Below are 18,861 nucleotides of genomic sequence, written 5' to 3'. Positions count from 1 at the left end.
CAATAATGTTTTGTTATAAAATTGCGTTATCATTTAACTAAAGTGAATTTTTATAACAAAAACCCCAATTATTATGAAAAAGTTTCTATTATCTGCATTTACTGCAATGATGTTATTTTCTTGTCAAAATGACCAAAACGAAGCTTCTGGCTCAGAAGTTAATGCGATTGCCCGTCGCGGATGCGCATCGCAAGAAGTGTTGGAAGCTCAGCTCAGAGCAGATCCAACATTAGCAATTAGAATGAATGAAATTGAAGCATTTACCTCCAAACAATTGCTTTCTAATTTTACCGGCCGTTTAGTAAATGGCAAAATCGAAATACCAGTGGTAGTAAATGTATTGTACAGAACTACAGCGCAAAATATTTCTGATGCTCAAATTCAATCTCAGATTGATGTATTAAACAAAGACTTTAATGCATTAAATACTGATTACAGCAGTGTTCCTGCTCTTTTTTCTGGCGTGAAAGCTAATGTTGGAATTACGTTCAAATTAGACCAGATCATCAGAAAATCTACTACCAAAACCTCTTGGGGTACAAATGATGCCATGAAAAAAACAGCTCAAGGCGGTCTTGCTCCAACTTCTCCAACAACAAAACTTAACTTATGGTCTTGTGCCATTGGCGGCGGTATCTTAGGTTATGCTCAATTTCCTGGAGGTGCTTCTTCTACTGACGGAGTTGTAATTGATTCTAGATATTTTGGATTATCAGGTGCTGCAAATGCTCCATTTAATTTAGGCAGAACAGGGACTCACGAAGTAGGTCACTGGATGAATTTACGCCATATTTGGGGAGATGCAACTTGCGGAAGCGATTTAGTATCTGATACTCCAACTCATAATGAAGAAAACTATGGTGTGCCTGCTTACCCACACTACAGCACTTGTTCTGGAACTCCTGTAGAAATGACAATGAACTACATGGATTATGTTGATGACAATGCAATGTATATGTTTTCTAATGGTCAAAAAACCAGAATGGCTGCAATTTTTGCAACTGGAGGACCAAGAGCTGCATTCGGAATTTAAAAAAAATGTAATAAATTGTAAAAGCGGTATATTTTATATGCCGCTTTTTTTGTTAGCACCAATAAATACAAAAGATTTTTATACATTTATAATCTAAAACATAATCATGATAACATCAAAAGTGATCTCTAACGGGATTTTACGAGCTTTAAGCACGATATTAATTATTGGTATAATTCTCTATTTTTTATACGAAATACAAACCGTAATTGTATATTTATGTATTTCACTTTTATTATGTTTAATTGCAAATCCTTTGGTGCAGTTTTTAAAAAGCAAATTAAAATTCAGCAATTCCTTAGCTGCGGCAACCACACTGATTATTTTTATATTGGCTATTGTGGGTTTTATCTTTTTGTTTGTTCCCTTAATTATTTCACAGGCCAACAATTTATCTCTATTAGACACCAATCAGCTGCAGCATCAATTTGTTGAAACAGAACTTAGTATAGAACGTTATTTTAATATTCAGCACATGGATTTGAATAAAGTTCTTAGAGATTCAAAAGTAACATCGATGCTGGATTTCAGCTACTTTACAGGATTTCTAAATTCTATTTTAAATTTTATGGCCGATATGGGAATGGGATTAGTTTCTGTATTCTTTATTACATTTTTCTTTGTAAAAGATCAGGATTCCTTCAAAATAACTGCGAGAAAAATTCTTCCGGATAATAACGAAGATAAAATTATCAATTCGGTTACAAAAATTAATCATTTTCTGACCCGTTATTTTATTGGTTTACTATTACAGTTGACAGTTGTTTTTATTCTTTATTTAATCGTGCTTATTATTTTTGGAAATAAGAATGCTTTTGTAATAGCGTTTTTATGTTCCATCTTAAATATTATTCCGTATTTAGGACCAATTATCGGTACAGTTTTGGCTGCCATACTTACAATGATTAGTTTAATAGGACAAGATTTCCGTTCAGAAATTTTACCTACAACAATTTATGTTGTCATAGGCTTTTTGATCGTTCAGGCAATAGATAACAACATCAGCCAGCCGATAATTTCTTCAAAAAGTGTAAATTCGCATCCGTTAGAAATATTCTTACTTACCATAATCAGTGGTATACTATTTGGAATTGTCGGAATGATTATCGCAATTCCTGTTTTTACAATGGTAAAAGTAATCTTAAAAGAATTTTTTCCTAACAACAAGATTGTCTCCGTATTAACTGAAAGGATTTAACATTGAACTCTTCTATTTTAAAACAAAATATTCAGGAATTTATAACTAAAAATAGTGGTGCCTCGGTTTCTAATTTAGCGCTTCAGAAAAATCCATTTCCTGATGTGGAATGGATTTTAATTTTAAATCAAATCGAAGCAAAATCAAAGGCAAAAGAAAAATTACCAACCTGGTTTTCTACAGAAAACATTATTTATCCGAGTAAAATTTCTGTAGAGCAGACTTCTTCAGAAAAAACAGCTGCCTACAAAGCTTCTTTGGTTTCTGGAGATACTCTAATTGATCTTACTGGTGGTTTTGGTGTTGATGATTATTATTTTTCTAAAAAATTTACTTCCATTGCACACTGCGAAATAAATGAAGATTTGTCTGCAATTGTAAAACATAATTTTGAACAGTTAAAAGTTAAAAACGCTGTTTTTTATGCTCAGGATTCTACAATCATTCTAGAGGAATTAAATAAAAAATGGGATTGGATTTATATTGATCCGTCGCGCAGAAACGACTCTAAAGGCAAAGTTTTTATGCTGAAAGACTGTCTGCCGAATGTACCGGAATTATTAGATTTTTACTTCGAGAAATCGAATTCGATTTTAATTAAAACCGCACCTCTACTGGATCTTTCAGCAGGATTATCTGAATTAAAATTTGTAAAAAACATTCATATTATAGCTTTAGAAAATGAAGTTAAAGAATTGCTTTTTGAAATTCACAATCAGTATTCGGGTGAAATAACCATTAAAACGGCCAATATTTTAAAAGACAAGACTGAAACATTTGATTTTGTTTTAGGCAATGATAATTCATTTCCATCGTACACAGCACCGCAAGAATTTCTTTATGAACCTAATGCTGCGATCATGAAATCTGGAGGTTTTGATGAAGTAAGTTCTTTCTTCAAAATAAATAAACTTCATAAACATTCACATTTATACACTTCTGAACAATTAATTGATTTTCCCGGAAGAAGTTTTGAGATCGAAAAAACAATTTCATATAATAAAAATGAAATGAAAACGGAACTTTTAAATCAGCAGGCAAATGTTACAACAAGAAACTTTCCTGAAACGGTAGAAAACATCAGAAAAAAATGGAAAATAAAAAATGGAGGAAATGTTTATTGTTTTTTTACAACTGATAAAAATGATAACAAAATAGTTTTAATTTGCAGAAAAATAACTTAAAAATGAAACAACTAATTACACTAACTTTTTTTCTGTTAACGTTTACCGCTTTTGCCCAAAAACCATGTGAATACAGTGTTAATGTAAACGACTCTATTGGTTCTTATAAAATAACCAATGAATATATGATGAGCGAGAAATATTTTGGAGGAAGCTTCAGCTATATTTTCTTTGCGCTTGCTCAAACAGACGGAATGCCTACTCTTAATGTACAGCTTATCCAAAAAAGCAAAGATTTTATAAAAGCAAATTGTTTTGACAAAAATTCAAAAATTTTCCTTCAGCTAGAAAACGGAAAGATTGTGACTTTAATGCACATCAATCAGGAAAGCTGTGGTACACTTGTGCGTGATGATAAAGGTTTTGATAATAGAATCAATACAGGAATTTTTATGTTTATGAAAGATAATTACGAAGAGCTAAAAAAATCTCCTATTGCAATTATGCGCATAAAATACCTGACCAATATCGAGGATTACATTGTAAAAAGAGAGCTGGTTTCTGAGTTGAATGGTAAGACCAGCCACCCAAATACTTATTTTATTGAAAACATTAGATGTATAGAATAAATTAGTTACAATCCCATTTCTGATTCGAAACTTTATCTTTTAAACCAGTTTTTAAATTATAATGCCACCATTCTGAATCGAAAGAATTGAAACCATTTTTTATCATTACTTCTTTAAGATATTTTCTATTCGCAAGCACTTTTTTAGGAAGTTTAGTATAATTGTGGCTTGCCTGAAAACCAAAGAAATCAAAAGAAGTACCCATTTCTACTTCAATACCATTGGCATCAACCAAAGAAATATCAACGGCTCCTCCTCTATTATGAATGGAGCCTTTTTTTGGATCTGCCACATAAGAAGGATTCGACACAATCTCCCACATTTTTTTCTGAATCGACAAAGGCCTGTAACAATCGTAAAGTTTGATTTTGTAACCTTTCTTCATGAAATCTATATTAGCAGCGACTAAAGCCTGAACGGTTTTTAAACGCAAAAGACATTCGGCACAATCATACACTTTTGCCTTTAAGAAATTATCTTCGGTTGCATATTTCATGTCGTACACAAAATCTTTGCTGTACTCTTTTAAGTTTACAAAACTCGTGTCAGAAACCACAGGATCTGATGTATAAGCTTCCTTTTGAGCATTAGCAGAAACAAGAAAGAAAAATGCATTAAGAAGGAAAAAAGTTCTAAGCGATGAAATCATGAAATTACCGTTATAAATTACTATAAGACGATTACGAATTTAATCAAATTCCCTTACAAATTCTAAATAGTATTATAATAAGAAGCAAAACATTAATTTTCAATGCACATTTAGTCCCGCTATTCGCTGTATCTTTTGTTTTTAAAGAAAAAACAAAAGGATGCCGCTGCTATCGGGGCTAGACCAGAAATTTTCGTTTTTTAAAGAAATCTCAAATTTCGCCCGTCATCATTATATTTTCTTTTACACCTTTATTCTTCAACATTCTAAAGTGTGAACGAACAGCGTGATAAAAAGGATACGACGTATAAGGAAGATTATACGCAGCTGCATAACGACGGATTATCGGTGTAATATAAGGATAATAAGTATGTCCAACAGAGGGAAAAAGATGATGTGCAATATGATGTGTGAATCCTCCGTATAAAAAATTTGCCAGTTTACTTTCTGTACTAAAATCCTTTGTTACAATCATTTGATGCATTGCCCACGTAGCCGAAAGGTTTCCGTCTTGGTCGGTTTCGGGAAAATGAGCATCCTCATCAACATGGGTAGAAACCAGTGCCACTACTCCAACCACACTTGCCGCCATATGCATGGCAAACCAAGCGCCCAGAACAATATACCAAGGATGCTTTAAGACGATCATCGGAATAAAAAGCAGATAACAAAGGTTTATAATTTTTGCAGCGAAAAGGAGATAAATTTCTTTCTTAGGAATATTTTCAACCACTTTCCGAACATAGTTATTTTTAGTTCCAAAAAAATCTCTAAAATCTCTAATATAAATCCAGTTCAGGCTGTAAAACGGATAAATAAGCCACATGTAAATATGCTGATATTTATGATAATCAAAGACAGGACTGTTTGGGAAAATTCTAATAATACCACTTTGTTTGATATCAATATCCCAATCGGGAACATTGGGATAAGCATGATGCAGACCAATATGCCGCCGCATCCAGAGCCAGTGATTACTTCCAAACAGTTCTAAGATGTACAGGAATAATTTGTTATGTTTCGATTTTTTAAACAATGCTCCGTGTGCTGCATCGTGAAAAGCATTTATAAAAACAACAATCATCGTGACACCGCTCAAAATATAGAAGAAGAACAGTAAATAAGTATTGCCGCCAAAAAGCAAAATACAGGAATATAACAAAAAGAACAACAATACAAGTCCTAAAGACTTAATGATATTAAAGAGGTATAGCGAATAATTATTTAAAACAGTTTCATTCACTTCTTTGCGAATCTTTTTAAAAAAATCATCGCTTCCAGGTTTAAGATATACCGGTCGTTTCAATTCTTTCATAACGATTATGAGCTAGAAATAGTGAATCAAATTTAATAAAAATCTCAAACACTTAATAATCATTAAGTTAAAACAATTGTAATTTTATAAATAACTTAAAAAGACTTATCTAATCCGTAATCTTTTTGCATCAATTTTTCTTTTATCAACTGAAGTTTAGCTTCAATATCACTTATATCGCCAAGAACACTTATGCCATATCTTTCTCTTGGTTCATTCACCATATCAACGTTTTCGCTTTCCTCTTCAAAAAGATCATTTAAATCTATTTCTGGAAAATGCTTAATAAGACTTGTCAAAAATTCAGGGCCAATACTTGCCGTACCATGAAGATATCTACCCATCATTGCGGGACTGAATCCCAAAATTTCACCAACTTCCTTTTGCTTTAATCCTTTCGCCTTAAAGAAAGTACCTAATTTTTCGTTATACATATTTTTTAAAATTGTTACAAAACATAACTTTATATACATTTAATAGTACAAAATACATGCTTTATATATTATTTTTCTTACTTTTACATTTCTAGCGCCAAAATTAAGTAATAAATAATAAACTTATGTCAAAATTAATCAAAAATAACAAGGAAGAGGATTTGTATTCACATAATGAACAAGCTTATAAGTTCATAGAAGAGCATTTACCTTACACATATGTAGAATTAGCAATAACTTGTTTAGTCAATAAAGGTTATAAAACTCCAAGTAAAGCTTTAATTAGAAATGTAAAAAACAAGACCATTTTTAGAAATGATATTTTACTCGCATTAGTTGAAGTAGCAGATGATAACAAGAAAGCTATAGAACGTATTAAACTTTTGACTTCATAAAACACTATAAATAAACTTCTATCACATAAAAATATCCGTATAAACCAAAAGCCACTCAAGAGTGGCTTTTGGTTTATAAAAATTAGAAATATTAGAAAATACCCATATTTTCTGGTTTGAGCACAAACCCCAAACGGAGCATACTTTTATGTTCTTTATAATCAATTAAACTTTCTGTGTAGCCCACAAACCATTGAAGGGTAAAATAATAGTTTTGATTTTTGTAAGGTCTCCAGTTTACTTGTGTCTGCAATGATCCGTAATTAATAAGACCGCTTCCTTTTCTAAAAAGAACGTCTGCGCTCCATCTTCCCGGTTTTATCTGATAACTGGCACTTGCTTCGCCATATCCTACATATTGTGTGAGCTCAGGATTATCGTCTTTGTCAACAAGCGGAATCCATCCTCTTAGTCCAACAGTCCATCGTGGTGAAATCTGCGATTTTAGTGAGAATGCCAGCATGTTCCAGGTTCTGGAGTAAATAGAATCTCTTCCGTTTGATTCGTGTTCTAAAGAAATTGTTCCGTAGGTTAATCTTCCGCCTTTTAAATAAAACGGGCGAACAATAGCAAAACCAGGATTAAAATTAATTTCTGAAAATGGTTTTGAGTTTGCATAAATATCCCAAAAAGCTTTTTGGGTATACATTAAATAAGGAAAAAAACCTCCCAGTAAGGGTTTGGAACTTAATCGTTGTTTAAAACTAACCTGATATTTTACATCTGCTGTGTTACGTGTAATATCGGTATCCAGCGGTACACCTGTTAAAAAATAATTATCCCGATGGACCGAAAAACTTGATTCTTTTAAAAGTGAATCTGCTGCCCGAAAATCTTTATCATGTTCTAGTAATTGTGAATTTGCTTGTATTGAGAACAAAATACAACAAATCAATACGTATTTTAAATACATTCTTAATGTTTATTGAAGTTTATTATAGTCTTTATTTAAATATACGCTATTTTTATGACTTATAATAGGAATGGTAAAGATTCTGCCAACATCAATTGAATATCTAAGAAAATATTTTAGCGAATGTATTTCTGTTTAAAGAGATTTAAAATAGTAAAGGAGAAGATTTGATTCTATTTAAGTATTACAAGTAAAGATAATTCCGGAGCGATCAATCTGTAATTGTACTAAAGCATCTTTTAAATTAGATCCAAGATTTGAAGTAATGTAACGCAGTATGTATTTTAAATCGTTAAAATCATTTGGTTTTACAAAATAGCAGATGGATCCAAGATTTGACGCAATTTCCATATCGTTTTTATAGGAAGATGTTGAGATCATTATCACGGGGATTTCTCTATATCTTTCGTCGCTTTTTAGCATCTTCAGACAGTCCCAGCCATTCATAACAGGCATATTAACATCAAGAAAAATTAATTCTGGATTTTTGTCGAGCTCACCAAGTATTTTTAATGTTTCACTGCCATTAAAAGCACAATGACAAATAACATTTTCGTTTACATCTTCTAATGCTTCACAAAACATTTCTGTATCATCCCTGTCATCATCGGCCAATAAAATCACTTTTTTCTCCATTTTAAATATTATTTTCTTTTTGTTTTATCGGAAGCATAATGATAAATTCTGCTCCGCCGTTTATACTGCCAATTGCGGTAATTGTACCGCCATGTCGTTCTACTATTTTTTTGCAAAGTGATAATCCTAAACCAGTACCTTCGTAACTGTCTTTAGAATTTAATCGGGAAAAAGTTTCAAATATACGTTCGGCCTGATCAGGAGCAAAACCAATTCCATTATCTTTTACGTTTATCAAAACAAAGTTTCCTTCTTTTATTTCTGATCCAATCGTTATTTGCGGCGGTGTATCAATTTTAGCAAATTTAATAGAATTATTGATAAGATTATAGAACAGCTGGTATAGAAGTACCAAGGCACCTTCCAGCTTTGGAAGATTATGATAATGAATTTTTCCTTCTGTTTTTTGCAGAGAAACTTCCAAATCGATTTCAATATTTTTTATAACTTCATTTAAATCTACCAACGTATTCTGCTGCAAATCTGCATTGATTTTAGAATACGCAAGCACTCCATCAATCATATTAAACATACGGTCTGTCGCGACATGAATTCTTTCCATATAACGCATTGCAGTTTTGTCTAATGTACCATCAAGATGTTCTTCGAGACGGCTGGTAAAGGTTTTTATTTTACGCACCGGCTCTTTTAAATCGTGAGAAGCAACGTGAGCAAACTGCTGCAGATCTTCATTTGATCGCTGTAATTCTTTAGTTCTATCGGTAACCAGACTTTCTAATCTCTCTGTAATAGATCTCTGCTCGTGAATATCGGTACAGGTACCAAACCACTTCGTGATAATACCTTCCTTGTCTCTTATAGGAAGCGCTTTCCCTAGAAACCATTGATATTCATTAGTACGGGCATTTTTTATTCTAAATTCGTGTTGAAACAAATTGCCGCTTTTAACAGATCCATACCAGGCATCTATTGCCGATTTCAGGTCATCTGGATGTGTAAATGGTTCCCAGCCTTTTTCGACAGCCTCTTTTTCATCTACCCCAACCAGTTCGTACCATCTTTTATTGTAATAATCAAGATATCCATCTGGTTGTGCGGTCCAAATGATCTGTGGTACAAGATTAGCAAGCTGCCTGAATTTTTCTTCACTTTCTTTAATAATATCCTGTAATTCTTTTTGAGGGGTAATATCGCTTGTTGCACCAAACCATTCTATGATATTATTCTGATCATCTAAAATTGGTATTGCTCGTGAAACGGCCCATTTTATTATACCACCGTCACTAATAATTCTATGTTCTAGTTCAAAAGTAGTTTTATTTGCTATAGCCTCTTCAATAGTTTTGACCACCTTTGCACGGTCATTAGAGTGAATATAATTTTCCATCCAATTTACGATTGGATCTCCTGCATCAGATATAAAGCCGCGTCCTTCGAGATTACGCATTACTGTGAAGTCTGCATTTATTCGATATACCACATCTGAAGACGCGTTGACTAAGGCGCGGAAACGGGTTTCACTTTCTTCTAGTTTTTTTCTCGCCATTACTTGCTCGGTAACATCAATAGCGACCTGAATCATACCGGTAATCTGTTTGTCTTCAATCAGAGGGCGATAGGCGAGATTGTAATAATAATCATGTATAACTCCTTTTCGGTTGTGCGGCACATGAACTTCACTTTGATGAAAAGAAATTCCTTTTCTGTAAACATTTTGAACCTGTTCCCAGACATACTGCCCTTTAAGTTCTGGCAGCACATCTATCAATGCCATACCAACGATTTCTTCCCCGCGTCCAATCATTTTGAGCATCGGTTTATTGATCTGTTCTATAACCAGATCATCGCCCATCAAAACTAATGTTGGTGCAGGTGTCTGATCAATCATCGATTTTAATCTGCTTTCACTGTCTTCTAACTTTCTTCTGGCCAGTACTTGCTCCGTGACATCGACAGCCATATGCAAAACAGCACTACTTTCATCTGTTTCCTGAATGAAGTCATATGAAAAATTAAAGTAAAGACGCTCAAGTCTGCCTTTAATCAATAAATCGACCGGCATCTCGTTCCCTCTAAAAGAAACTCCTTTTTTTTGCACATTGATAACGGTTTGGAGTACCGGCTGCTCCGTAAGTTCGGGCAGTACTTCAATCATTTTTTTTCCAAGCACCTCATCAGCGCTGCTTTTATTCATAAGTTGCAGCATCGGCTTATTTACACTTTCAATAATAACATCTTCTCCTTTAGAAAGAAGCATGGCTATGGGTGACTGCTCGATCATAGTCCGAAAACGAATTTCGCTTTTCTGCAGCTTATCTCCTGCCTGTTTTATTTCGGTAATATCTCTTGTTGTTCCTGCAACAGCTTCTACTTCGCCATCTTCATTAAAAACAGGAGCAAGAATATAATCATAAACTCTACTGCCTAGTTCGGCATGCGGAAACGATACGGTTCCTCTAACTCTTTTTTTAGTGGCAACTACTTCATCAATTTCTCGTTCATGCATTAGTGCGTGCCATTCTTCGTAACCATTTTCCCTTAAACCATATCCAATAGCATTTTCTGCTGTTTTGCCCCACATCGAGAGTAAAGCTTTGTTGGCATAGGTAAACTTGTAAGAGAGGTCAAATACATACACAAGATCTGGTGTATTGTTTGTAATCGAGTCAAAGAGACGTTTTTGTTTTTCGGCTTCAACAGGCGTATTATCGAGTAATAATGCCGCTTGTTTTTTTTCTGTAATATCTTCTGTAGTTACAACTAATAATTGATCCTGTTTTATAACAGTAAATTTAAACCACTGTTTCTTATCAATACTATTATAGCTGCTTTCAAAATTAGATGTGATTCCCGTTTCAGATGTCTCAATAAATTTTTCCAGAATATCAGTTCCTTTTACCTGCGGATAAATGTCACTATATTTCCTGCCTTTATAATCTATATTGCCAATCAAATTGAGTGCAGAAGAATTTAAAAACAATAGCGAAAAATCTTCTATAGTGCCTTTATCATTGTAGACAGACTGCATCACGATAATACCATTTGATACAGAGTTAAAAACGGCTTCAAAAAGATTTTTATTCTCTAATAGCTCCATTGTGCTTTTTAATTTTTAATAAAGCATAGCTGCTTCTCTATTTTTTGGTTTTAAAATCTAATTTTTATACAAAGCCGATAGAAGAAAACTACTACAGACACTAATTTGTATAGCTAATATAATATTTATTATTGCAAGATTAAATTATTCTGAAGTATAATTTAAAAGCTCATTAAAGAAGTAGTTTCAAAAATCTATCGAAGTTTTTTAGTAATTATTTTTTTTGTGCCGAAAATGCTAAGTGCTGCTTTTACTATATTTACAACAACCAATAAATATTGCCAGACTTTAAGCCAATTTATGCCGGTAAATATAAGCCGTCTAAACCCTATCAAGAATGAAAAAAATTCCTTTTATAATCTGTACCATTTTAATTTTACTATTCAGCTGCAAAAAAAATTATGAGGAACGAAATGATCTTGATTCTCAATATGTCAAACTGCTCTGGAAAAACAAGCAGTTTGAATGGATACCTACCACATTGGCTGCAAAAAACAAAACGTTATATTTTGGCAATAGCAACAGGGAGTTTTATGGCGTCAATTTAGAAAATTCAAAAATTATTTTCAAATTTAAAAGTGATTACAATCCGTTCCATATGCCTTTAATATCAGATCAAAACTTATTTTTAACTGAATATGGATCAGATTTAATCTGCGTTGATACTTTGGGAAAATTGAAGTGGAAAATTGATGGTGAAACAAATCTCAGAAATGATTTGACTGAAAATGATAATTATCTATATGGCTCAGTTAAAAATAAAGGTTTCGGTAAATTAAATAAAACAGATGGAAGTGTAATTTGGTCTTTACCTCAAAATTCAATTATTACAGACACAAACAAACCAGCTTTTTTTAATGATAAAGTTTATCTGGGATTATCACAGCATTATGCTTGGCTACAAGCAATTAACAAAGAAACAGGAAAAATAATCTGGGAAAATAAATATGAAAATTTTTCGCATATAAATCAAGTTGAAACGCAAAATGGGCTTTTGGTCTGTCTTGATAAAGATTTAAAAAAAGGAAAAATTCTGCTGCTGGATTATGAGAGCGGTAAAGAAATTTGGTCTCAAGATTTAAATTGTGATACGTATTATCTGCCTTGTGTTGTAAACCAAAACATCATTTTGAGTACCAACAATAACGAAGTTGTTTGTATAGATAGTAAAACGGGCAAAAGAAACTGGGTTTTAAACTTAAAAAATGATCCTGCTGCAAGTGAAATTGTAAATTTTAAAGAAAATATATATTTTGGAACAAAGGACAGAAATTTATATTCCGTAACTATTCAAACAGGAAAAATAAATTTTACACAGCAATTTTATTATGGTTTGTCTACACCAATAGTTGATCATAATAAGATTTATTTTCCGACAGGAGGAAGTGAAATGTGGGTGCTAAAATAAAAGCTCCTGCTTTGTGATCTTATTTTTTTACAACTGCAGACTTAAAATAAGCCTGCAGCGTAAAAAAAATAAAAAAAAACAACACTATTACCAGCATATTGAATCAATTGATTACACTGGTATATTCTTTTAATATATTATTTCGAAGATTATCCAATAAAGCCGGGGCAACCTATTTCTGTCACTTTATTTTTTTATTTCAGTATTGTAAATTACTTCGCCTTTTTCGTTAACCGCTTGTACATTTAACGAGTTGGCTAAAACTGAAAAGACCATAAAACCATATTCTGAAGAAGCCAGTTTACTAATTGGCAAATTGTCGATAACAGTAGATTCAGACGCTGATCCTGAAACAAAATAATTGGTTTTGCCTTCTGGCAGTAAATGCTGTAAATCATGATCGTGTCCGGCGATATACGCATCTACCTGATATTTATCCAACAAAGATTTTAATGATTTTCTTACTGCTTTGGTATCGTAACTTTCTCTTCTTTTTAGAGTTGCCGTAAACAAGGGATGATGTCCAACAACCAATTTCCACTTCACGCTTTTAGGTGCATCTGACAAGGTTTTAATAAGCCATTTCTTTTGAGCAGTGCTGTCTTGTGAAATTACATTTTTACCATAAACGTCATTTTTATAAAATTCTGGAATTAATGCATTTGTATCGATAAAAGCGATTAATACCTGCTGGTTTGAATCTCCATTTATATTAAACGTTTTGCTGTAATATCTGGCGGGCATGTTCCAGCGTCGGCTTATTTTTGAATAGGCTACCTGAGCATCTGGATTACCGGCATAATCATGGTTTCCTAATACTGGATACCAGTTCCAGTGGAGTGAAAAATCGGTATAAATGTCTTCAAAAGATGATTTCCATTGTGGGTCATATTCACTTGCAACACCTATTGGGTAGAAGTTATCACCCGTAGAAATTATAAAATCACGATTAATCTCTCTGGCAGTAATACCCATTTGTTTTGCTACAGGAATCTGATGATCTTCTCCAAACCTGCCCCAATCTCCCATTACAATAAAGTTTAGCGCACCAGGATATTTTTTGACACTATTGTCTTTTGTCTGAGCTGAAGCAAAACTGATAGAGATTGTAAAAATAAATACATAAAATATCCCTTTTTGCATTATTGGTGTTTTCATTTATTTACATTTAAAAAATTGAAGGCTGCTCGTATCTTATTAGAAAGAATACTAACAGCCTTCATATTATACTTATCTGGATTTAATATCCTTTATTTTGTACTAAATACCCCGGAGTGTTAGAAGCTCCGTCAATTGCTTTTTGAGGAATTGGGAACAATCTATGATTTACATCAGTATCTGTTTTTTCTGTCCATTTATCTTCAAAATGGCCAAAACGAATTTGATTGGTTCTTCTTAAGCCTTCCCAGTAAAATTCAAAACCATATTCTCTGTATAAAATATCCAAATTAATAGCTGGGAGCGCAGCAGGAATTGGAGCACGAGCAGTTCTTGAAGTTCTTACTATATTCATGTCTGCCAATGCACCTCCAGTATCTCCTTTTCTTAATTTAGCCTCGGCACGCATCATAAAAATTTCAGCATATCTTAGCAGTACCATATCTACACTGCTGTAATAATTTCCGTCTGGAGATGTGTGACTAAATTGGTATTTAGAAACTCTGTATCCAGAATAGTGCATACTACCTTCTTTAGTAAAATCAACTTTCTCTGTCAGGTTGACATAACCCACATTTTTATCAGGTCCGTTTCCTTTAATTTGTTTAACTGGGTAAATTCTATATCCTCCGTCACATTTAAAAAATGCTCCATTAGCATCTTTTCTTGCTGCCCAGGGAATACCTCTCATAATTCCTCTGTCGATTTCGAACTCCTCAGCTTTCACACAATAGTAATGGTTTTCGTCATTTAAAGGAGAAAATCCTGTAAGGTCTTTCAAATTTGCCGGCACTTTTGCATTGTTCTTATAAAATCTAGAATCGGCATCTGCAGGATCTACAGATCCATAAGCCTGAACCCATGTCTGATAAAAATCTGAAGTAATAGCAGGTCCATCTGTACCATCTGCATTAATATATTCTGGTCTAGGAAACATTGATCCCGGAATTGACCAGTAAGCCCAACGGTTGTTTTCATCTTTTAAAACACCGCGCTGATCCATAGCAAAGATTAATTCTTTGTTTGAATTATTATTATCATCAAATAAATCAAAATATTCTGGAGATAAACTGAATTTACCTGAGTTAATAATATTATCGGTATATTTAATCACCTTATCCATATCTGCTGCTGCAAAGACTGGTTTACCATAAGGATCACGGTAAACTGCTGCATTCAAATATAATCTGGAAAGAAGTCCCCAAACTGCAGCCTGCGTCATTCTGCCCGGTCCTTTGTTTGTATTGATTACATCAGCCACAGACAACAATTCACTTTCTATATAAGAAACAGCTTCTTGTCCTCGAATTATCTGAGAGTTTATTGACGATGATTCTTTTTTAAACACAATTCCCCAGCTGTCTAAGGTCATCATATGCAAATAAGCTCTTAATGCTTTCATTTCATAAAGTGCGCCTTGTGCTTCTGTATTTCCATCTTTTGCAAGAGGAGTCAATACTTCAATTGCTGATAATGTTCTGGAAATATTTATTGTAAGTTCATTCCAGGTACTTCCAACCAAATCATTTGTAGGTGTTGTAGTATGTGCGTGTACAGCTAAATATTTACCTCCATCATACCAGTCTGTTCCTCCTCTGTAAGGTAAAATACCTTCGTCACTTGCAATTAACTGCAGACCAAAATTGTTAGTATGAATCCAGGTTGATTTTAATTGACCATATGCTGGAGCAATTGCTCCGTTAACCGCCTCTGCTTGTCCGATTCCGTTTAAAGATTCATCTAATACTTTCTCTTCTAAGTCTGTACAACTCCAAGTAAATAATAAACTGAATGCCAGCGCTCCTACTATTATTTTATTTTTCATGTTATATTATTTTTTATTAAAATGCAACGTTTAAACCAAACAAAACGGTTCTGCTTCTTGGATAACTGAAGTAGTCAATTCCAAAAGACTGAATTTCTCCAACTGAAGTTCCTGTATTTATCTCAGGATCATAACCGCTGTATTTAGTTATAACAAGTAAGTTTTGTCCAGTTACAGAAAGACGAATGTTGTCCATCACATTATCAAGTCCGATCATTTTTGGGCTCAAATTATACCCTAGTGTAGCATTATTTAATCTTAAGAAACTTCCGTCTTCTAAGTATCTTGTAGAAACGGTGTTAGAATTTGTAGAAGCTTCATTTAAATATTCTGAAGCTCTATCAGTCGTATTGAAAGAATTTGCTAAATTTCCTCTGTTGAATGAAGACATTGCAACGTGGTTGTAAATTTTATTACCGCCAGCTCCATTAAAATTAGCTCCGAAATCAAAATTCTTATATTTTAAATTCAGATAAAAAGCATAAACGTAATCTGGTAATGCACTTCCTGCAACAATACGGTCATCATCAAGAATTTGTCCATCTCCATTTGTATCTGCAAATTGATTTAATCCGTCAGGACCAATTCCTACAAAATCAAGCATATAAAAAGAACCAATTGGCTGATTGTTGATAATTCCGTTTATAGTTGCTCCAGATTGTCCGCCTCCTTGCGCACCTCCAGTTGTTAATATTTTGTAAGCTGATTTTTCAACTCTGTTTTTTGTAAAAGATACATTTCCTCCAATACTGTATGAGAAATCACGACTTTTGTCGCTGCTGTAATCCAAAGCAACTTCAATACCGTTGTTTTTAATTTCCATATCAGGAATGTTTGTATAATACATTGGTACAGGCTGGATAGGATCTGTAGGAGCTATTTGAAGTAATAGTTTGCTGGAAACTTTGTTAAAATAATCAACAGTACCAGATAATCTATTATTAAATAAACTAAAATCTAAACCGATATTGGTCTGTGTAGAAACCTCCCACTGAATATCTGGACTGGCCAGACGTGTAAAAATTGTTCCGTATGGATAACCTCCTAAATCTATAGCAGATGGATCTAACGGATAAGTATTGTTTCCTGTGTTACTTTCTGTATAACTAGCTTTTGTAATTTTTGAAGGGATTTCCTGAGAACCTGTCTGCCCCCAGCTAGCTCTTAATTTAAGATTGTTAAGCGTTTCAGATTCGCTTAAAAAATCCTCTTTTGTAATATTCCATCCTAAAGCAACAGAAGGAAAATATCCATATCTATTATTCTCACCAAATTTTGACGAACCATCGGCACGCATTGTTGCAGTAAGAAGGTATTTATTATCGTAACCGTAATTTATTCTGCCAAAGAAAGACTGAAGTTCATTTTCTACAGCTGATGAAGACTGCGTTGTACGCTCACTTGCTGCTCCAATTTGATTTTTTGGTTCAACTCCATTATTAGGGAATCCAGATAAATTAAAACTTTTTTGATTTACCTGAATTTTTTGGTAAGACTGACCTCCAAGAATAGTGAAATTATGATTTCCTTTATTAAAATTATACGTCAATGTATTTTCGTATAAAATATTATTATTGTTTGTCACAATATTGTTCAAAGAACCTAAAGTCGTATTGGTAGCTGTTGCATATGGCAAAACTTGAATATCTCTTTGTGACATCGAATAATCAACTCCAAGATTAAACTTATAAGTCAATCCTTTTATAAACTCATAAGATGGAGCAATATTTGCCAAAATACGATTGTTAGTGGTTTCATCAGAATATATTCTTTGACTAATCAAAGGATTTAAAACATCATTACTTAAATTAACATTTGGCTGCCCATTAACATAAACTGCATCCGTAGGATTCATTGTCAACATATTACCAACTAAACCTCTGGCATCTGGTCGAGAATTATCAAGTTTAGTCCCTGTTAAATTAAAAGCGATATTAAACTTATCATCAAGAGCTTTTTGATTTAAATTTAAACGACCTGAGTAACGTTTCAAATCACTGTTTCTTAAAACACCTTGTTGATCGTCTACACCTAATGAAGCTGCATAAGTTGATTTTTCTGATCCTCCGCTCATCGATAAATTAAGGTTTTGAGAAATACCTGTTCTCGTTAATTCATCCTGCCAGTCTGTATTTGCTCCGCCGTCCTGCAAAGTTCCGTTTACAGCCGCAACCTGTTTTCTAAATTCATCAGCACTAAAAACATCAACTTTGTTGGCTAATGTTGAAACTCCAGTAGTCATAGAAAGATTTATTTTGGTCTGGCCTTTAGCTCCTTTTTTTGTTGTAATTACAATTACTCCGTTTGCCGCTCTAGAACCATAAATAGCAGAAGCAGATGCATCCTTAAGAACCTCAATACTTTCGATATCCTGCGGATTAATAAAGTTCATCGGATTTGATGCAACACCAGTACCAGAATTATCTAATGCAAATCCGTCTACTACATAAAGCGGTGTTGTTCCAGAACGCAGACTTCCAGCTCCACGAATAATAATATCTTGATTAGCACCTGGTTCACCACTTGCTCCTGTTACATTAACACCGGCAACTTTACCCTGAATCAGCTGTCCTGCATTTGCTACGACACCTTTGTTAAAATTTTCACTTTTTACAGATCCGATAGATCCGGTTACATCAGATCTCTTTTGAGAACCATAACCTACCACTACTACTTCGTTTAGAGTACTTACTTCTTCTGCCAGGGAAACAGTTAATTTTTGAGTCCCAGAATAAGCAACTTCTTTTGTTTTAAATCCTACATAAGAAAAAACTAAAATACCTTCGTTTTGCTGTACTTTAATTTTAAAATTCCCGTCAAAATCTGTTGTCACAGCTCCTTTTGGCTCTCCTTTTATATAAACAGAAACACCTGGTACAGGTATTTTTTCAACATCAGAAAGCACAGCTCCCGATATTGATCCCTGCGCATGAGAATATGACATACATCCTAATGCAAGAATTAACAATGCGTAAATTTTTTTCATTTAATTACTTTTTTATGTTTTGCCAAAAGTATTTTAAGCAGCTTGCTTAATAGGGCACTTTTGATTCATAAAAGAGGATTTTGGATTCAAATTGGGATAA

The 18,861-nt window shown here is 33.5% G+C and carries 15 protein-coding genes; 6 read left to right on the top strand and 9 right to left on the bottom strand.

The annotated features are described in order from the left end of the window. The first annotated feature begins 73 nt into the window (after positions 1-73). The 4 genes from B0A68_RS02940 to B0A68_RS02925 all read left to right on the top strand — a co-directional run bounded on the left by B0A68_RS02940 (position 74) and on the right by B0A68_RS02925 (position 3,984). Complete coding sequence (locus tag B0A68_RS02940) at positions 74-1,033, top strand: zinc metalloprotease (RefSeq protein WP_035683121.1); 960 nt, start codon at positions 74-76, stop codon at positions 1,031-1,033. 106 nt (positions 1,034-1,139) lie between these two features. Continuing rightward, on the top strand, positions 1,140-2,231 hold the full coding sequence (locus B0A68_RS02935) for an AI-2E family transporter (RefSeq protein ID WP_035683119.1): 1,092 nt from the start codon (positions 1,140-1,142) through the stop codon (positions 2,229-2,231). Between the two features lie 2 nt (positions 2,232-2,233). Further along, complete coding sequence (locus tag B0A68_RS02930) at positions 2,234-3,415, top strand: THUMP-like domain-containing protein (RefSeq protein ID WP_035683117.1); 1,182 nt, start codon at positions 2,234-2,236, stop codon at positions 3,413-3,415. A 2-nt stretch (positions 3,416-3,417) separates the two neighbouring features. After that, positions 3,418-3,984: a hypothetical protein gene (locus B0A68_RS02925; RefSeq protein WP_035683115.1), complete on the top strand. Its 567-nt coding sequence runs from the start codon at positions 3,418-3,420 to the stop codon at positions 3,982-3,984. A gap of 1 nt (position 3,985) precedes the next feature. Here B0A68_RS02925 and B0A68_RS02920 read toward each other — a convergent pair whose 3' ends face one another. From B0A68_RS02920 to B0A68_RS02910, 3 genes are all read right to left on the bottom strand, one after another. Then, positions 3,986-4,633: a M15 family metallopeptidase gene (locus B0A68_RS02920; RefSeq protein WP_035683113.1), complete on the bottom strand. Its 648-nt coding sequence runs from the start codon at positions 4,631-4,633 to the stop codon at positions 3,986-3,988. 211 nt (positions 4,634-4,844) lie between these two features. Further along, on the bottom strand, positions 4,845-5,948 hold the full coding sequence (locus tag B0A68_RS02915; RefSeq protein WP_035683111.1) for a fatty acid desaturase family protein: 1,104 nt from the start codon (positions 5,946-5,948) through the stop codon (positions 4,845-4,847). Positions 5,949-6,043: 95 nt separating this feature from the next. Then, positions 6,044-6,382 carry a helix-turn-helix domain-containing protein gene (locus B0A68_RS02910; protein WP_035683109.1) on the bottom strand — a complete coding sequence of 113 codons (339 nt, stop codon included), beginning with the start codon at positions 6,380-6,382 and terminating at the stop codon, positions 6,044-6,046. Positions 6,383-6,507: 125 nt separating this feature from the next. Between B0A68_RS02910 and B0A68_RS02905 the strand changes: the two genes are divergently transcribed. Continuing rightward, positions 6,508-6,777 carry a hypothetical protein gene (locus B0A68_RS02905; RefSeq protein WP_035683107.1) on the top strand — a complete coding sequence of 90 codons (270 nt, stop codon included), beginning with the start codon at positions 6,508-6,510 and terminating at the stop codon, positions 6,775-6,777. Positions 6,778-6,868: 91 nt separating this feature from the next. Here B0A68_RS02905 and B0A68_RS02900 read toward each other — a convergent pair whose 3' ends face one another. From B0A68_RS02900 to B0A68_RS02890, 3 genes are all read right to left on the bottom strand, one after another. Next, positions 6,869-7,690 (bottom strand): phospholipase A, encoded by an 822-nt coding sequence (locus B0A68_RS02900; RefSeq protein WP_035683105.1) that lies wholly within the window; start codon positions 7,688-7,690, stop codon positions 6,869-6,871. Between the two features lie 177 nt (positions 7,691-7,867). Further along, positions 7,868-8,326 carry a response regulator gene (locus tag B0A68_RS02895; protein WP_035683104.1) on the bottom strand — a complete coding sequence of 153 codons (459 nt, stop codon included), beginning with the start codon at positions 8,324-8,326 and terminating at the stop codon, positions 7,868-7,870. 1 nt (position 8,327) lies between these two features. Further along, the gene (locus B0A68_RS02890) at positions 8,328-11,384 is read right to left on the bottom strand and encodes a PAS domain S-box protein (RefSeq protein ID WP_051892507.1); all 3,057 of its coding nucleotides are present in this window, start codon (positions 11,382-11,384) and stop codon (positions 8,328-8,330) included. Between the two features lie 337 nt (positions 11,385-11,721). Here B0A68_RS02890 and B0A68_RS02885 point away from each other — a divergent pair, with 337 nt between their 5' ends. Further along, on the top strand, positions 11,722-12,792 hold the full coding sequence (locus B0A68_RS02885; protein WP_035683101.1) for an outer membrane protein assembly factor BamB family protein: 1,071 nt from the start codon (positions 11,722-11,724) through the stop codon (positions 12,790-12,792). A 186-nt stretch (positions 12,793-12,978) separates the two neighbouring features. Here B0A68_RS02885 and B0A68_RS02880 read toward each other — a convergent pair whose 3' ends face one another. The 3 genes from B0A68_RS02880 to B0A68_RS02870 all read right to left on the bottom strand — a co-directional run bounded on the left by B0A68_RS02880 (position 12,979) and on the right by B0A68_RS02870 (position 18,761). Beyond that, a complete protein-coding gene (locus B0A68_RS02880; RefSeq protein ID WP_084679016.1) occupies positions 12,979-13,950 on the bottom strand; it encodes a purple acid phosphatase family protein in 972 nt (323 codons plus the stop codon). Between the two features lie 82 nt (positions 13,951-14,032). After that, the gene (locus tag B0A68_RS02875; RefSeq protein WP_035683099.1) at positions 14,033-15,775 is read right to left on the bottom strand and encodes a RagB/SusD family nutrient uptake outer membrane protein; all 1,743 of its coding nucleotides are present in this window, start codon (positions 15,773-15,775) and stop codon (positions 14,033-14,035) included. Positions 15,776-15,791: 16 nt separating this feature from the next. Continuing rightward, positions 15,792-18,761 carry a SusC/RagA family TonB-linked outer membrane protein gene (locus B0A68_RS02870; protein ID WP_051892505.1) on the bottom strand — a complete coding sequence of 990 codons (2,970 nt, stop codon included), beginning with the start codon at positions 18,759-18,761 and terminating at the stop codon, positions 15,792-15,794. Positions 18,762-18,861: the final 100 nt, after the last annotated feature.

This window comes from Flavobacterium reichenbachii (genome assembly GCF_002217435.1).
Taxonomy (GTDB): Bacteria; Bacteroidota; Bacteroidia; order Flavobacteriales; family Flavobacteriaceae; genus Flavobacterium; species Flavobacterium reichenbachii.
The sequence above is the reverse complement of the archived record's forward strand: the minus strand, read 5'-3'. Positions and strand labels throughout refer to the sequence as shown.

What these genes read in the sequence shown, in the direction of transcription:
- B0A68_RS02900 (WP_035683105.1), bottom strand. Translation starts at nt 7,690, where the DNA reads ATGTATTTAAAATACGTATTGATTTGTTGTATTTTGTTCTCAATACAA.
- B0A68_RS02875 (WP_035683099.1), bottom strand. Translation starts at nt 15,775, where the DNA reads ATGAAAAATAAAATAATAGTAGGAGCGCTGGCATTCAGTTTATTATTT.
- B0A68_RS02935 (WP_035683119.1), top strand. Translation starts at nt 1,140, where the DNA reads ATGATAACATCAAAAGTGATCTCTAACGGGATTTTACGAGCTTTAAGC.
- B0A68_RS02880 (WP_084679016.1), bottom strand. Translation starts at nt 13,950, where the DNA reads ATGAAAACACCAATAATGCAAAAAGGGATATTTTATGTATTTATTTTT.
- B0A68_RS02890 (WP_051892507.1), bottom strand. Translation starts at nt 11,384, where the DNA reads ATGGAGCTATTAGAGAATAAAAATCTTTTTGAAGCCGTTTTTAACTCT.
- B0A68_RS02910 (WP_035683109.1), bottom strand. Translation starts at nt 6,382, where the DNA reads ATGTATAACGAAAAATTAGGTACTTTCTTTAAGGCGAAAGGATTAAAG.
- B0A68_RS02870 (WP_051892505.1), bottom strand. Translation starts at nt 18,761, where the DNA reads ATGAAAAAAATTTACGCATTGTTAATTCTTGCATTAGGATGTATGTCA.
- B0A68_RS02895 (WP_035683104.1), bottom strand. Translation starts at nt 8,326, where the DNA reads ATGGAGAAAAAAGTGATTTTATTGGCCGATGATGACAGGGATGATACA.
- B0A68_RS02915 (WP_035683111.1), bottom strand. Translation starts at nt 5,948, where the DNA reads ATGAAAGAATTGAAACGACCGGTATATCTTAAACCTGGAAGCGATGAT.
- B0A68_RS02885 (WP_035683101.1), top strand. Translation starts at nt 11,722, where the DNA reads ATGAAAAAAATTCCTTTTATAATCTGTACCATTTTAATTTTACTATTC.
- B0A68_RS02920 (WP_035683113.1), bottom strand. Translation starts at nt 4,633, where the DNA reads ATGATTTCATCGCTTAGAACTTTTTTCCTTCTTAATGCATTTTTCTTT.
- B0A68_RS02905 (WP_035683107.1), top strand. Translation starts at nt 6,508, where the DNA reads ATGTCAAAATTAATCAAAAATAACAAGGAAGAGGATTTGTATTCACAT.
- B0A68_RS02940 (WP_035683121.1), top strand. Translation starts at nt 74, where the DNA reads ATGAAAAAGTTTCTATTATCTGCATTTACTGCAATGATGTTATTTTCT.
- B0A68_RS02925 (WP_035683115.1), top strand. Translation starts at nt 3,418, where the DNA reads ATGAAACAACTAATTACACTAACTTTTTTTCTGTTAACGTTTACCGCT.